The sequence below is a fragment of the Rhizobium sp. LjRoot258 genome, from assembly GCF_964254185.1.
GTDB lineage: Bacteria > Pseudomonadota > Alphaproteobacteria > Rhizobiales > Rhizobiaceae > Rhizobium.
The window spans coordinates 103,522-116,995 of sequence record NZ_CAXUST020000002.1; the positions used below are offsets into that span (position 1 = coordinate 103,522).

Annotated in this window: 13 protein-coding genes and 1 pseudogene; 4 read left to right on the top strand and 10 right to left on the bottom strand. The window is 57.8% G+C overall.

Annotation, left to right across the window (positions count from 1 at the left end):
• Positions 1-17: 17 nt before the first annotated feature.
• Positions 18-1,805, top strand: coding sequence for a methyl-accepting chemotaxis protein (locus ACSQ9D_RS21330; protein WP_436283983.1), 1,788 nt, complete (start codon positions 18-20; stop codon positions 1,803-1,805).
• A 177-nt stretch (positions 1,806-1,982) separates the two neighbouring features.
• Here ACSQ9D_RS21330 and ACSQ9D_RS21335 read toward each other — a convergent pair.
• Positions 1,983-2,179: pseudogene (locus ACSQ9D_RS21335) on the bottom strand (IS5/IS1182 family transposase); the annotation flags it as partial.
• Positions 2,180-2,466: 287 nt separating this feature from the next.
• Here ACSQ9D_RS21335 and ACSQ9D_RS21340 point away from each other — a divergent pair.
• Positions 2,467-3,621: a sulfite oxidase gene (locus tag ACSQ9D_RS21340; protein WP_436283984.1), complete on the top strand. Its 1,155-nt coding sequence runs from the start codon at positions 2,467-2,469 to the stop codon at positions 3,619-3,621.
• An 11-nt stretch (positions 3,622-3,632) separates the two neighbouring features.
• Here ACSQ9D_RS21340 and ACSQ9D_RS21345 read toward each other — a convergent pair whose 3' ends face one another.
• On the bottom strand, positions 3,633-3,800 hold the full coding sequence (locus tag ACSQ9D_RS21345) for a transposase (protein ID WP_436283985.1): 168 nt from the start codon (positions 3,798-3,800) through the stop codon (positions 3,633-3,635).
• Between the two features lie 188 nt (positions 3,801-3,988).
• Positions 3,989-5,203 (bottom strand): 5-aminolevulinate synthase, encoded by a 1,215-nt coding sequence (gene hemA / locus ACSQ9D_RS21350; RefSeq protein WP_436283986.1) that lies wholly within the window; start codon positions 5,201-5,203, stop codon positions 3,989-3,991.
• Between the two features lie 144 nt (positions 5,204-5,347).
• Here hemA and ACSQ9D_RS21355 point away from each other — a divergent pair, with 144 nt between their 5' ends.
• Positions 5,348-6,112 carry a heme ABC transporter permease gene (locus tag ACSQ9D_RS21355; RefSeq protein WP_436283987.1) on the top strand — a complete coding sequence of 255 codons (765 nt, stop codon included), beginning with the start codon at positions 5,348-5,350 and terminating at the stop codon, positions 6,110-6,112.
• A 174-nt stretch (positions 6,113-6,286) separates the two neighbouring features.
• A complete protein-coding gene (locus ACSQ9D_RS21360; RefSeq protein ID WP_436283988.1) occupies positions 6,287-6,850 on the top strand; it encodes a DsbE family thiol:disulfide interchange protein in 564 nt (187 codons plus the stop codon).
• Positions 6,851-7,089: 239 nt separating this feature from the next.
• On the opposite strand, the gene ACSQ9D_RS21365 is transcribed toward ACSQ9D_RS21360, so the two are convergent.
• The 7 genes from ACSQ9D_RS21365 to ACSQ9D_RS21395 form a co-directional block, all read right to left on the bottom strand.
• Complete coding sequence (locus ACSQ9D_RS21365) at positions 7,090-7,755, bottom strand: CBS domain-containing protein (RefSeq protein WP_436283989.1); 666 nt, start codon at positions 7,753-7,755, stop codon at positions 7,090-7,092.
• Positions 7,756-7,859: 104 nt separating this feature from the next.
• On the bottom strand, positions 7,860-8,312 hold the full coding sequence (locus ACSQ9D_RS21370; protein ID WP_436283990.1) for a cytochrome c-type biogenesis protein: 453 nt from the start codon (positions 8,310-8,312) through the stop codon (positions 7,860-7,862).
• Positions 8,309-10,306, bottom strand: a complete 1,998-nt coding sequence (locus ACSQ9D_RS21375) for a heme lyase CcmF/NrfE family subunit (protein ID WP_436283991.1) — start codon at positions 10,304-10,306, stop codon at positions 8,309-8,311. The genes ACSQ9D_RS21370 and ACSQ9D_RS21375 overlap by 4 nt, the downstream gene beginning before the upstream one ends.
• Positions 10,303-10,770, bottom strand: coding sequence for a cytochrome c maturation protein CcmE (gene ccmE, locus ACSQ9D_RS21380; RefSeq protein WP_436283992.1), 468 nt, complete (start codon positions 10,768-10,770; stop codon positions 10,303-10,305). Before ccmE ends, ACSQ9D_RS21375 begins: the two co-directional genes overlap by 4 nt.
• Entirely contained in the window at positions 10,767-11,894 is a 1,128-nt protein-coding gene (gene ccmI, locus ACSQ9D_RS21385; protein WP_436283993.1) for a c-type cytochrome biogenesis protein CcmI, read from the bottom strand. Before ccmI ends, ccmE begins: the two co-directional genes overlap by 4 nt.
• Before the next feature lie 78 nt (positions 11,895-11,972).
• Positions 11,973-12,701, bottom strand: a complete 729-nt coding sequence (locus ACSQ9D_RS21390; protein WP_436283994.1) for a response regulator — start codon at positions 12,699-12,701, stop codon at positions 11,973-11,975.
• A 79-nt stretch (positions 12,702-12,780) separates the two neighbouring features.
• Positions 12,781-13,458 carry a Crp/Fnr family transcriptional regulator gene (locus tag ACSQ9D_RS21395; RefSeq protein WP_436283995.1) on the bottom strand — a complete coding sequence of 226 codons (678 nt, stop codon included), beginning with the start codon at positions 13,456-13,458 and terminating at the stop codon, positions 12,781-12,783.
• Between the last annotated feature and the right edge of the window lie 16 nt (positions 13,459-13,474).

Genomic DNA, 13,474 nt, shown 5'->3' on the forward strand with positions numbered 1-13,474 from the left:
TAACTTCAGGAGGGGCAATGAGTTTCCTGTTCGGAAAAAGGTCTGATGCTGCACTTGTATTGGCGGCAATGGACAAATCCCAGGCTATTATCGAGTTCACTCTCGATGGAAAGATTCTGACCGCGAACGACAATTTCTGCCGTTCGCTAGGCTACGATTTGAGCGAGATCGTGGGCCAACATCACAGGATGTTTGTCGATCCCGGTGAAGCCCGGTCGGCTGAATACCGCGATTTTTGGACAAGACTAGGCCGAGGCGAATTCGATCGCCGTCAATACCGGAGGATTGGCAAGGCTGGCAAACAGATCTGGATCGAAGCATCGTACAATCCGGTGGTGCGCGCGGGCAAACCATACAAGGTCGTCAAGTTCGCAACAGATATAACGGGGCAGAAGCTCAAGAGTGCGGAAGACGCCGGCAAGCTTGACGCTCTATCTCGGGCCCAGGCGGTTATCGAGTTCAGCCCGAACGGCGACATCATCACAGCCAATGAGAATTTCCTGGCGGCTCTTGGCTATCGGTCCGGCGAAATTGAAGGCCGTCATCACTCGATGTTCTGTGATCCGGGTTATGCGCAAAGTGCCGAGTACGAAAAGTTTTGGGATCGCCTTCGCGGCGGTGAGTATGCTGCCGAGGAATTCCTGCGGTTCGGCAAGGGAGGCAAGCGCGTTTGGGTGCAAGCGTCCTACAACCCGATTTTCGACATGAACGGCCGTGTGTTCAAGATCGTCAAGTTCGCCACAGATATCACCGGACGCGTCGAGAACGTCGAAACGCTCGCGCAGTCGCTCGGCATGCTTGCGGAAGGCGATCTGACCCTCTCCCTGGAAAAGACGTTCATCCCCTCGCTGGAGCGGCTTCGCACCGACTTCAACCAAGCTGTCGCAAGACTCCGCACGGCGATGGAAGATGTCGGCCACAATGCACGGGCAATCGCGGCTGGATCCACCCAAATCCGCGCCGCCGCGGATGACCTGTCGAAACGAACGGAACAGCAGGCGGCGTCGGTGGAGGAAACGGCGGCAGCGCTCGAGGAAATTACCACGACGGTTGCCGATTCCAGCCGGCGTGCAGAGGAAGCGGGCGACCTCGTCGCCGTGACGCGCGACAATGCCGAGAAGTCGGGGGCCATCGTTCGCAAGGCCATTGCCGCGATGGGCCAAATCGAGAGTTCCTCCAATGAGATCTCGAACATCATCGGCGTCATCGATGATATCGCCTTTCAAACTAACCTCCTGGCGCTAAATGCGGGGGTCGAGGCGGCGCGTGCCGGCGAAGCGGGAAAAGGGTTTGCTGTCGTGGCGCAGGAGGTGCGCGAATTGGCCCAACGGTCCGCGACCGCGGCAAAGGAGATCAAGGGTCTGATCAATATGTCGGGAGAGCAGGTCAAGAGTGGCGTCAGCCTAGTCAATCAAACGGGTGAGGTCCTGGAAAAGATCGTTCAGCAAGTGCAGCAGATCAATGTGAATGTTGCCGCGATCGTCGAGGCATCAAAAGAACAGACGACTGGCCTGAAGGAAATAAACACCGCCGTGAATGCGATGGACCAAGGAACCCAGCAGAACGCAGCGATGGTCGAGGAGTCGACCGCGGCCAGCCACAGTCTGGCAAAGGAGGCTCACGCATTGTTCCAGTTGGTTGGCCAATTCAGGGTCGGCGACCGAGTATCGTCTATGACAACCGAGCAAACAAATACAAAGCATCACAACGTATCCTCGCCGGCACATCGAGTGGCCGCGCAAGTCGCAAGGGCATTCGGCGGCAGAGCATCTGGCGTAGCCGAAGATCAGTGGAGTGCGTTCTGACCCCCTGGTTTGTTGTTGTGCGCAGAACCAGACAGCATCCGGCGGGATGCTGTCTGGTAAAGGGCTTATCCCGTTCGTACAGGTGGACGCCTCTAATAGTATATCGAGGGGAGCGGAATTCCATTCCCAAATCGAAATAGGGAGCGGTTCTCAGGCCGGAGGGGGCGCAGAATCAAAATAGCCGACGAGCAGTATCCGGATCATCAGCTCTGGATCAATCGAAGGCCGGCGAATGAGCTGTAAAATGGCTTCATCTCTCTGCGGATATCGCCGCAGTCGAGGAAACGATCGATGCCGCGCAGCATATGTTCGTCGGGGACGTGATCATCCTCTCGAAGCAGTAACGATAGTGAATCACGACGACCCAAGCCAATCGACCGCCGACCAAATTAACAATATCCGCCCATAGCGGCCGATTATCCCGAGTTTCCGTCATAATGCTCTGTCCACGACTATAGACTATTATTTAGCAATCGCGCATATTACGGATACGAGGCAAAGTAGAAGTCGTCCGGTGCTGCATGTTTGATATGCGAAGCTGACGCTTGACTTCGTTCGGGGCATTTCCGGGTGGGGTAAAAATCGTGTGCATATCCGTCCTTTAGGCTACGGGCTAAGGCGCATTGCAGTCCGTTCCGGATGGCATCCGGGAGGATAGAACATGCCTGATCTTCAACGCAGAGAATTTATCGTTCAAGGAAGTGCGGTTCTCGCCGGAATCGCGGGTCTGTACGCTTCGGGGGTCAACGCTTTTCCGACGCAGACGGGCGAGAAGGTTATTCCGTGGCTCGATCAGCCGACGGAAAATCCAAATCCGGCCGTTATCCAGACGCAGCTCGTCTGGGAAGATTTGGATACCTTCATAACTCCAAATGACAAGTTCTTCAGCATCGCGCATTTCAATCGACCGACGATTGACGAGAAATCGTGGTCCCTCGATATCGGTGGGCTGGTCAAGAAGCCGTTAAAATTGACGCTTGCTGACATCAAGTCGCGACCGCGACAGGAGGTCGTTTTTACAGTGGAATGCTCGGGCAACCACGGTTTCCCATTTTTTACGGGCGGCATCGGCAATGCCCGCTGGGCAGGCACGCCGCTTGCTCCGATTCTGCACGAAGCCGGCGTCCTTGATAATGGTATAGAGGTAGTCTTCTTCGGTACCGACATCGGCGATGTCACGATACGAGATATCAAGATGCCACAGCACTTTGCTCGTAGCATGTCGCTCGCCGACGCGATGAACCCCGACAATCTTCTCTGTTATGAAATGAACGGCGCGAGTCTGCCGGCGCCCAACGGCTTCCCGTTGCGGCTGATTGCTCCAGGCTGGTACGGAATCGCCAACGTCAAGTGGCTGAAGGGAATCGAAGTTCGCGATACCCGCTTCATGAACCTGCTGATGGCCCGCGACTATGTCACCATCCGGGAGGAAGAGCACAACGGCGAGACCAGATGGATCGAGACCTCAGTCGGCCGAGCCCTGATAAAGTCCGCGCCCGCAAAGGTCACCCGGACAGACTCAGGTTACCGCATTATCGGTGCGGCCTGGGGGGCACCGATCGACCGGGTCGAAGTGCAAATCGATCAAACGCCATGGAAACCAGCGATCATTGATCACAGTGAGGAAGCCGAACACGCTTGGAAAATTTGGTCCTTGGATTGGGCAAATCCCTCTCCTGGAGAACACACTGTGACCTCACGCGCGATCAGTACCACTGGCCAGATTCAACCGGCAATGGACGATCCCTTGATCGCCAAAAAGCACACATACTGGGAAAGCAATGGCCAGGTGGCACGCCGCGTCCGCATCTCTTGAGAACGTTGCTGCTACCTCGCAAGGTTGCCGCCGCACCTTGGACATTCGAAGCCGGATTGCCACCGTTTCTTCGCGAGGGAGTCGGCGCACGCAAAGTCGTCGGAGAAGTCCGACGGGAACTTCTCCAGCGATGGCTGCCTATCGTTGGCCCAGCGCGTTGGAAACAGGCTTTCGCTCATCCCGCCCCGATATCGGAGCAGGGGATATCCGTCCTGCGCAAACGCTACATGTGGTTAATACCTGCGCGAACGGGATAAGCCATTTCTGGTAATCCGATGCAAATGGTGTCACAGCTAGGCCATCTTCGTACGCCTCGTTGTATTTATTCAACACCTTGAAGCTTCCGCGGTTTCGTGTCTTCGTCCCGCTAAGCAACGTGCCGGGCGAGCGCGCAGCGCGACCACAGCGAATGCAGCGCGTCCACGAGATGCTCGATGTCGGCATCGCTGTGCAGCGGCGTCGGGGTGATGCGCAGACGCTCGGTCTTCTTCGGCACCGTCGGGTAGTTGATCGGCTGCACATAGACGCCGCAATTGTCGATCAGCAGGTCGGAGATCCACTTGCACTTTGCCGCATCGCCGACCATGACCGGGACGATATGGCTTGGGTTTGGCATGTGCGGGATGCCGCGCTGATCGAGCAGTGCCCGCAGCTTGCGGACACGATCCTGGTGACGCGCACGCTCGAAGGGACTGACCTTCAGATGCTGGATCGAGGCGACCGCACCGGCGGCAAGTGCCGGCGGCAAGGCCGTGGTGAAGATGAAGCCCGATGCGAAGGAACGAATGAAATCGCAAAGCGCCGTCGAGGCAGCGATATAGCCGCCCATGACGCCGAAGGCCTTGCCGAGCGTGCCTTCGATCACCGTCAGGCGATCCATCAGGCCTTCGCGCTCGGCAATGCCGCCGCCGCGCGGTCCATACATGCCAACGGCATGGACTTCGTCGAGATAGGTCATGGCGCCGTACTTGTCGGCGAGGTCGCAGATTTCCTTGATCGGCGCGATATCGCCATCCATCGAATAGACGGATTCAAACGCGATCAGCTTCGGCGCCTTCGGGTCGGCGGCCGCCAGCTTGGCTTCGAGATCGTGGATGTCGTTGTGCTTCCAGATCACCTTCTCGCACTTGGCATAGCGGATGCCTTCGATCATCGACGCGTGGTTCAGCGCGTCGGAGAAGATGATCAGGCCAGGGATCTTGGCGCCGAGCGTGCCGAGTGCCGCCCAGTTGGAAACATAGCCAGACGTGAAGATCAGCGCGGCTTCCTTGCCGTGAAGATCGGCAAGCTCGCGCTCGAGCAGAACGTGGTAGTGGGTGGTGCCAGAGATATTCCGGGTGCCTCCCGCACCCGCGCCACAGTGATCGATGGCATTCTTCATCGCCTCGATCACCTTCGGGTTCTGGCCCATGCCGAGATAGTCGTTGGAGCACCAGACCGTCACTTCTTTCGGGCCGTCTGCCGTATGGCGTGTGGCGCGCGGAAAGCTGCCGCGGTGACGCTCAAGATCGGCAAAAACGCGATAGCGGCCTTCGCTGTGAAGCCCGTCCAACTCGTTTTTAAAGAACGCTTCGAAATCCATCGTCTGCTCCCTATTCAGGCGCATGATCTAAGAGCAATTGGAAACCACGTGTTTGATCTCCATCAATTTGGATCGCAAAAAATTCGCCAAGGTGTTTGATCGACATCAATTTCTGCGCGACGTTTTCCCATTAAGGGTGGCGTCATGAGAACGACCAAGCGCATCACAGGCCTGCTAGCGGGCGCAGCAAACCCTTCAAAATTCGTGGAGATTGCCGAACGGGTTATTCCGGCCTTAGCCGTGATGACGGCTTTGGCCTTCATCCTCGGGCTATATTTGAGCTTCACTTCTGACGTCGACTATCAGCAGGGTTCGACGGTGAGAATTATGTACGTTCATGTCCCCGCGGCATGGCTGGCACTCCTGTGCTATACCGTCATGACCGCCAACGCGGTGGGCTCGCTGGTCTGGAGACACCCTCTTGCGGATGTCGCCGCAAAGGTTGCCGCCCCTTTGGGTGCGGCCTTCACGCTGATTTCTCTCGTAACGGGCGCTCTTTGGGGAAAGCCCATGTGGGGAACCTGGTGGGTCTGGGACGCGCGTCTGACGTCCATGTTCATTCTGTTCATCATGTATCTGGGTATCGTGGCGGTGAACCGAGCTCTCGACGAACCGACGAGAGCCGCCCGCCTGACAGCCATTCTGATCATCGTGGGTTTCGTCAACATACCCATCATCAAGTTTTCCGTGGATTGGTGGAACACCCTCCATCAGCCGGCGAGCGTAATCAGGTTCGACGGACCGGCGCTCGACATCGAGTTCCTGATCCCATTGATGGCGATGGCCACAGCATTCACGGCGTTGTTTTTCACCCTCTATCTCGCCTCCATCCGCAACGAAATCTGGCGGCGACGGATCATGTCACAACGAAGACTCGCCGCACGCGCAGCGGCCAACAGGGACTGTTAAAATGGATCATCAGCAATTTGTTTTCGCCTCCTACGCATTCACGGCGGTGGTAATGACTGCCGCAATAGTTCAGGTCTGGCTGACAGGCATCAGCAATCGCAAGCAGGTTCTTATGCTTGCCGAGAGCCGCCGGTCGGTCAAAGCTTCGCCTCAATCACAGGGTCGCGATCGTCGATGATGCGCAGACGTGTGCTCCTGGCGGGATTGCCGCTGCTTTGCTTTCTCGGCTTTGCCTGGTCTGCAGGCACGATGCTCCGCAAGGAAGCTGTCGACGGCGACCGGCCGAGCACCCTGCCCTCGGCGCTCATCGGCCAGTCTCGTCCTACGGTCAATCTTCCGCCTTTGACCGGCCTCGGCCGGCCCGGCCTCACCGAAGAACGCTTTAGAAACGGCGTCACCGTAGTGAACGTGTTTTCGTCCTGGTGCGTCCCGTGCCGTCAAGAACATCGCGCTCTGATGAGCTTGGCCCGGCATCCGCGGATCAAACTGCTGGGCATCAATTACAAGGACGATCCGGAAGACGCGTTGAAGTTCCTCGCGCAGTACGGCAATCCATTCGACGCAGTCGGTGTCGATGAAACGGGAAGAAACGCCATAGATTGGGGCGTCTACGGTGTGCCTGAGACGTTTGTCGTGGACCCGACGGGCCGGATTGTTCTCAAACACGTCGGTCCGCTGGACGATAGAGCACTTCATGATGAGTTGGGTCCGGCAATCGAAGCCGCGCTAGCGGACTAATCCGCTGCTTCAATGAAACGGGCCGTTCCGGTCGAAACGTGCGGTCGTTTTGTTTGATCTCGATCAAAGAGTTATCGACCCGAACGACTAATGTCCTGGGTGCGGGTCAGGGATCCCGCATAAAGTGGGGACGGCTTGCTTGGCTTCAGGGGTAGGTCAAGCAAGCCTCCACCTCCCGATATTCCGGGACGAGACACCTGCTGCCGGCGAACCTAGAGTAGTCGGGCCACCGGGCCATCCTATATAGCCGCGACGCTCATTCGATCGACGTATCCGGCCGCCCCTTTCAGGCTTTCGATCAGAGCGCGAACCGCCTTACGCTTCAACTCCGAGTCGACTTGTCCCTGGACGATCACCTGTCCACGTTCCACGAACACCTGCACTCTTTGAGAGGTCAGCCCCAGGTCTGATCTCAGCCGCGTCCGGATCGCGAGGCGGATCGCGTCGTCATCCTTCGGAAGCACTGTCGTCGGTGCGTCGACTATAATCCGGAGAATGTCTCTCCGGCTTACGATGCCAACCAATTTTCCGCCCCCGACGATCGGTAATCTCTTGATCCTGTGGGTTTGCAGACTTTCCGAGATGTCAGCGACTTCGCTATCCGGGCGTGCCACGATGACGTCCCGGGACATTACGTCGGCGACGCACCACCCGTTGCTGTGGATGTAGCGCTCGAGGTCAATCTCCGAGATCGTTTCGATGGGCCTGGCGATGCGTGGGGAAACTCTGATCTCCCGTCTCAGCAACATATCACCCTCAGTGACCATGCCGCATACCCGTCCATCGTCATCGACGACCGGCAGGCCGCTGACCCTGTTTTGCAGCATGACCGCCACTGCATGCCGAACGCTGGCAGACGGGCTGATGGAAATTACCGTCGTGCTCATTATGTCCTTTGCTTGCATCGATCTTGCCTCGCTATCGAATTGCCTCTCTCGTTCACGATGCCCGAAAACGCATTGCGGAGCTTTGATCTTGGTCAAACACGCGACCCATCAGGATCAGCTCGCTAAAGAACGATATCGTCAAGCTTAGCCAGTTCGTCCTCGCTCAGCGCAGGAGGAGGCGGGCCGTTCCGCCGGAGCGACATCCAGACAAGAGTGGCGACGGCCGATAGCACGAGCAGAACCGGCGACATCCAGAGCAGCAGAGTATGGCCATTGACGCGAGGCTTCAGCAGAACGAATTCGCCATAGCGATCGACGAGGTAGGCGAGAACTTCTTCGTCGCTGTCGCCTATTGTAATGCGTTCCCGGACCAAAAGCCGCAGATCTTTCGCAAGTGCGGCGTTGGAATCGTCGATCGACTGGTTCTGGCAGACCATGCAGCGCACTTCGGCGGAGATCGTTCGCGCCCGTGCCTCTCGCGCGGCATCGGCCACCATTTCATCGGGATTTACGGCGATGGCCGGAGTTGCTGCGGTCACCACCAGCGCCAAGAGCAAGCCGATGCGCAGGGTCACTCGGCAGGCTCCGCCGCAACTATGGTTGGTTTTGCAGCTTTCGCCTTGCGGTTCGGTGCACCCACGCGAAGCCGTCGGTCGCTGAGCGACACGAAACCGCCGATCGCCATCAGGATGGCACCGCCCCAGATGCAGAGGATGAATGGCTTCCACCATATGCGAACGACAATCCCTCCGCCATCGATCGGATCGCCCAAGGAAACGTAGAGCTGGCTGAGACCGAATGTGGCGATGCCCGCCTCTGTCGTCGGCATCTGGCGTGCGGCATAAATTCGCTTCGCCGACCAAACATCGGCGACCTCGTCGCCGGCTTTGCGAATGACGAAATGCGCGCGATCTTCCTTGAAGTTCGGTCCTACCGCAGGCCGCATGCCGTCAAAGACAAGTGCGTAGCCGCCGGCGTCGACAGACTGGCCAGGCTTCATTTCGATGACGTGCTCAGTCGCGAACGTGGAAACCGCGACAATGCCCAGCACGCTCACACCCAGTCCTGCATGAGCAAGCGCGGTGCCGAACGCCGAACGCGGCAGCCCTTTGAGCCTGTGCCAGGCAACGTTGGCTGAAAGCTTGCCGATACCAGCCCGATACCAAAGGTCGGCAAAAGCGGCGAACACCAGGAACAGCCCCGCCGCGAGCCCAAGCACAGAAAGTACAGGGCCGCCATGTTCGGCATAGAAAAGGGCAAGAGCCACGACGAAGGCCAGGATGGCGGCCACATAAAGCCGCTGCATCGCGCCCAGCCAGTCGCCCCGTTTCCAGGCAAGCAAAGGACCGAAGGGAACGACCAGGAGTAGCGGTACCATCAGCAGGCCGAAGGTCATGTTGAAGAAGGGTGCGCCTACAGAAATCTTGTCTCCTGTCAGAGTTTCGAGCAGGAGGGGATAAAGGGTGCCAATCAGGACCGTACCACACGCGACCGTGAGGATTAGGTTATTCAGCACGAGCGCGCCCTCACGCGAAATCGGCGCAAACAGCCCGCCAGCGGTCAGCATCGGTGCGCGGAACGCGAACAACGAAAGCGCGCCGCCGATGAAAACCAACAGGATGCAGAGGATGAAGACGCCCCGGCTGGGATCGCTTGCGAAAGCATGCACAGACGTCAGCACGCCGGAGCGAACCAGGAAAGTCCCCATCAGGGAAAGCGAAAATGTCAGTATTGCGAGCAGCACCGTCCAGATTTTCAGTGCTTCGCGCTTTTCCATCACCAGTGCCGAATGGAGCAGTGCCGTGCCGGCAAGCCAGGGCATGAAAGAAGCATTTTCAACTGGATCCCAGAACCACCAGCCACCCCACCCAAGCTCGTAGTAGGCCCAATAGGAACCCATCGCGATCCCCAGCGTCAGAAAGGTCCAGGCGGCCAACGTCCACGGCCGCACCCAACGTGCCCATGCCGCGTCGATGCGACCTTCGAGGAGCGCCGCGATCGCAAACGAGAAGCATACAGAGAAGCCGACATAACCGAGGTAGAGCAGCGGCGGATGGATGGCCAGGCCGATATCCTGCAGGACAGGATTCAAGTCTCTGCCTTCTGCCGGTGCCGGATCAATGCGGATGAACGGATTGGAGGTCAGCAGAATGAAGAGTATGAAGGCTACCGAGACCCAAGCCTGCACCGACAGCACGTTGGCGCGCAGCGTATCGGGCAGATTACGGCCAAATACCGCGACCAGCGCACTGAATAGCGTCAGGATCAGCAGCCAGAGCATCATGGAGCCTTCGTGGTTCCCCCAGACGCCGGAGTACTTGTAGAGCACCGGGACCAGCGAATGCGAATTCTCCCAGACATTCTGGACCGAAAAATCGGAAACAACGTGGGCATAGGTCAGCACGCCGAAAGAGAATGCAACCAGCGAAAACAGGACAACAGAGCCAAGTGGCGCGACATCCATCATCGCATGATCGTGCTTGCGCGCGCCGTCCATCGGTACAACCGAGACAACCATTGCGGTCGCCAGCGCCAGGATTAGCGCGTAGTGTCCGATTTCGATTATCATCGCACGGCCTTTGCTTGCGGTCCCTGCCCTTCTTGCCAAAGACCCTGTGATTTCAATCTGTCCGCCACGTCCTTCGGCATGTACTTTTCGTCATGCTTCGCCAAGACGCTGTCTGCGATGAACTCGTGGTTCGCCGCGTCGAACTTTCCTTCAGTAACCACGCCCTGTCCTTCACGAAAAAGATCTGGGAGGATGCCGGAATATCTGACCTTCACGGACTGGTCACTGCCGTCCGTCACGTCGAATTCCACGGTCGAGCCTTTCCCGCGCACGACGCTGCCCTCGCCGACAAGCCCACCGAGGCGAATACGCGTCTGCGGGGCAACCGGCGTCTTCGCCAAATCGGCGGGCATGTAGAAATAGGCGACCGATTGGCTGAACGCGAACATGACGAGGAGAACCGCGGCAGCGATAAAGCCCATACCCCCTGCGATCACGGCCAGACGCTTGTGCTTGCGAGTCATTTTGTAGTTCCTTCGGTCGTGATGCCTAGATCTCGCGCCAACGCGATCAACTGTTTGCCCTCGTCGCCGGAGGCGGGAAAGAACGCTAGCGCCCGTGCAAAGGCAGCGGCGGCCTTATCGTTCTCCTTCAGCACGGCATAAGATCGCATCAGCCGGACCCAGCCGTCCAAATTTCGAGGATCAGCGGCCAGCTTTCCGTCGAGGCTTTCCACCATGTTTCGGATAGCCTGCTGCTGATCCGCCCCGCTCAGTCTCTGCACAGCCTGTGTCGGACCGGAAAGCGTTTTGGCGTCGCCGACCGCCTCGGGGCTGCCGTTACTGGCAATATGCTCATTCACGGCCGGCAGCCATGGCGCGCCTGCAGGTGACCCCTTGGCAAGCGCCTCAAAGGCAGCCTTGGCCTCCGTTGTCTTGCCCGCCTGTTCCAAGCTCAGCGCAATATAGAATTTCGCGTGGGCGTTGGTTGGCTCGATTGCAAGCGATGCCTCCAATGCCTTGCGCGCATCGCCGGTCACGGTTCCGTCAGAAGCATTAATGAGCGTCTCGGCCAATCCGTCGAGACGGGCAGGACTTGGCCCGAGCAGACGGATCGAGTTGCGAAACGCTTTCTCCGCTTGGTCGATCTGCATCGTCTTGAGATAAATCGGTGCCAGAACATCCCAGCCTTTGCCATCATCCGGATTGTCAACGAGATGGCGCTCAGCCTTTGCAACGAGGATTCGCATGTCGTGGCCTGGGTTCTCCATGCGAGCAGCGAGCGGTTGCGATGGCATATCCGGCGCGCCCAGCGCAACGTAGAGACCGATCGACACGATCGGAAGGATCAGCACCACCGCTGCTCTTAGCCGCCTGTGAGAAGAAGACGATGACGAAGAGGTCGTTGTCTCGCCTGTCTCTACGGCCTTGAAAAGCCGGCGAGCCGTTTCCGCGCGCGCATATTCGAATTGAGCTTTGTCGATCTGGCCAGAACTCACGTCGCGATCGAGTTCGCGCAACTGATCTCGATAAACGTCCGAGGCCTTGAGAGCACCTTGGGCACTCCGCAGCCGCTGAGAGGCAAGGGGATGCAAGAGAGCTGCCGTTGTGGCAGTCGTCATCAGCGCGAATAGAATCCAAATAATCATCGTGACCGCATGTACGTTGTTGCCTTACCATATTGGATTTGGCCACTCGAACATTGACGGCGATCAAATTCGCATCAGTTAACCCGGCCGGCCCGTAAAGACATAGCCGATACCTCGCACCGACTGGATCAGCGTCGGGTCTTTGGGATCATTCTCGATCTTCTTTCTCAAGCGAACGATCTGCGCATCGATGGTACGGTCGAACGCCTCGAGGTTCCTGCTTCTGGTGAGGTCCATGAGAGTTTCCCTCGACAGAACCCGTCCGTGGTTCTTCACGAAAATCACAAGCATGTCGAATTCGCCGGTCGTCAGCGATACGTCGTCGCCTGCCGGAGATGTGAGTTTTCGACGGGATATGTCCAGCCGCCATCCGTCGAACGAGAAACTCTCTTCTCCGTTGACCTCCTGTCTTGCTCCGGTGTCGCTTGCGGTGCGACGGCGCAGCACCGTTCGAAGCCGCGCAAGAAGCTCACGCAGATGGAATGGTTTTGCTATGTAGTCGTCCGCGCCGACTTCCAGGCCGACCACTTTGTCCGTGACGTCATCTTGCCCGGTGAGCATAAGGACTGGAACATCGGACGTGTTTCGCAATTCCTTGAGAAGCTCCAATCCGCTCTCGCCTCTGGGAAGCATTAAGTCCAAAAAGACCGCAGCGAATTTACCTTTCGATAGCTCGGTTCGCATTGCCGCACCGTTCCCCACAGCGGTCACGCGGTATCCGTTATCTTCGAAATAACGGATCAGCATTTGTGCGATCCTCGGATCATCATCGACCACCAACAGCCGATCAGCCTCTTTATCCGTCATTCATCGACTCCAGCATTCGCGCAAGAGATACCGTACCTGTACATGCAAAACCATAGTCCGAATGTCGCAATGCGACCGATTATCGATCGCGGGCTTCATTGCTCAATAGCCGCAGGTTCTCGAGGTGGATCGTCTTTCCTTTAACGGCCACCCCTGCTCGTGCCAGACTTGCAAAGGCACGTGACAGTGCTTCGGGGGCCAAGCCGAGCTTGCCCGCCAAGACGCGCTTTTGATAAGGCAGCTTGAATGTTGCCGACGGACCGTCTCCAGGGCATCGACCAAGAAGGTAGTGCGCTACCTTTTGGGCGGCTGTGTGAAGTCGATCACTCGCCACGCAATCCATCGTCGCCAGCAGATGGCGCGCGGTTAGTCGCATGATATTCCGCTCGATCGATGGATATTGCTCCACCAGCCGTCGAACCGCCGAAAGTTCCAACAAGGCAAGGTCGGTCGGCTCCGCGGCGTATGCGCTGTAGGCATAGGAGGTCCCACCTGCGACAAGGCATTCCCCGAACGTGTCGCCTGGTTCACAAATGCGAATATCTGCTTCGCGTGTCGTGCCTGCCGATTTTGAAAGCCTGATGTGACCGTTAAGAACGCAATACAGAAAATCGGCTCTCTCTCCCTCCCGAACGATCTGTCCAAACGAAGGGTATGAACGGACTTGGGCCAGATCGGTCAGACTTTGCCTGGCATCACTCTTAAGCCCCCTGAGCAGGTCCGATCGCAGCAGGTCCGCGGTTCTTCCTCCGAGCATCGAATTTTCCTTTCGT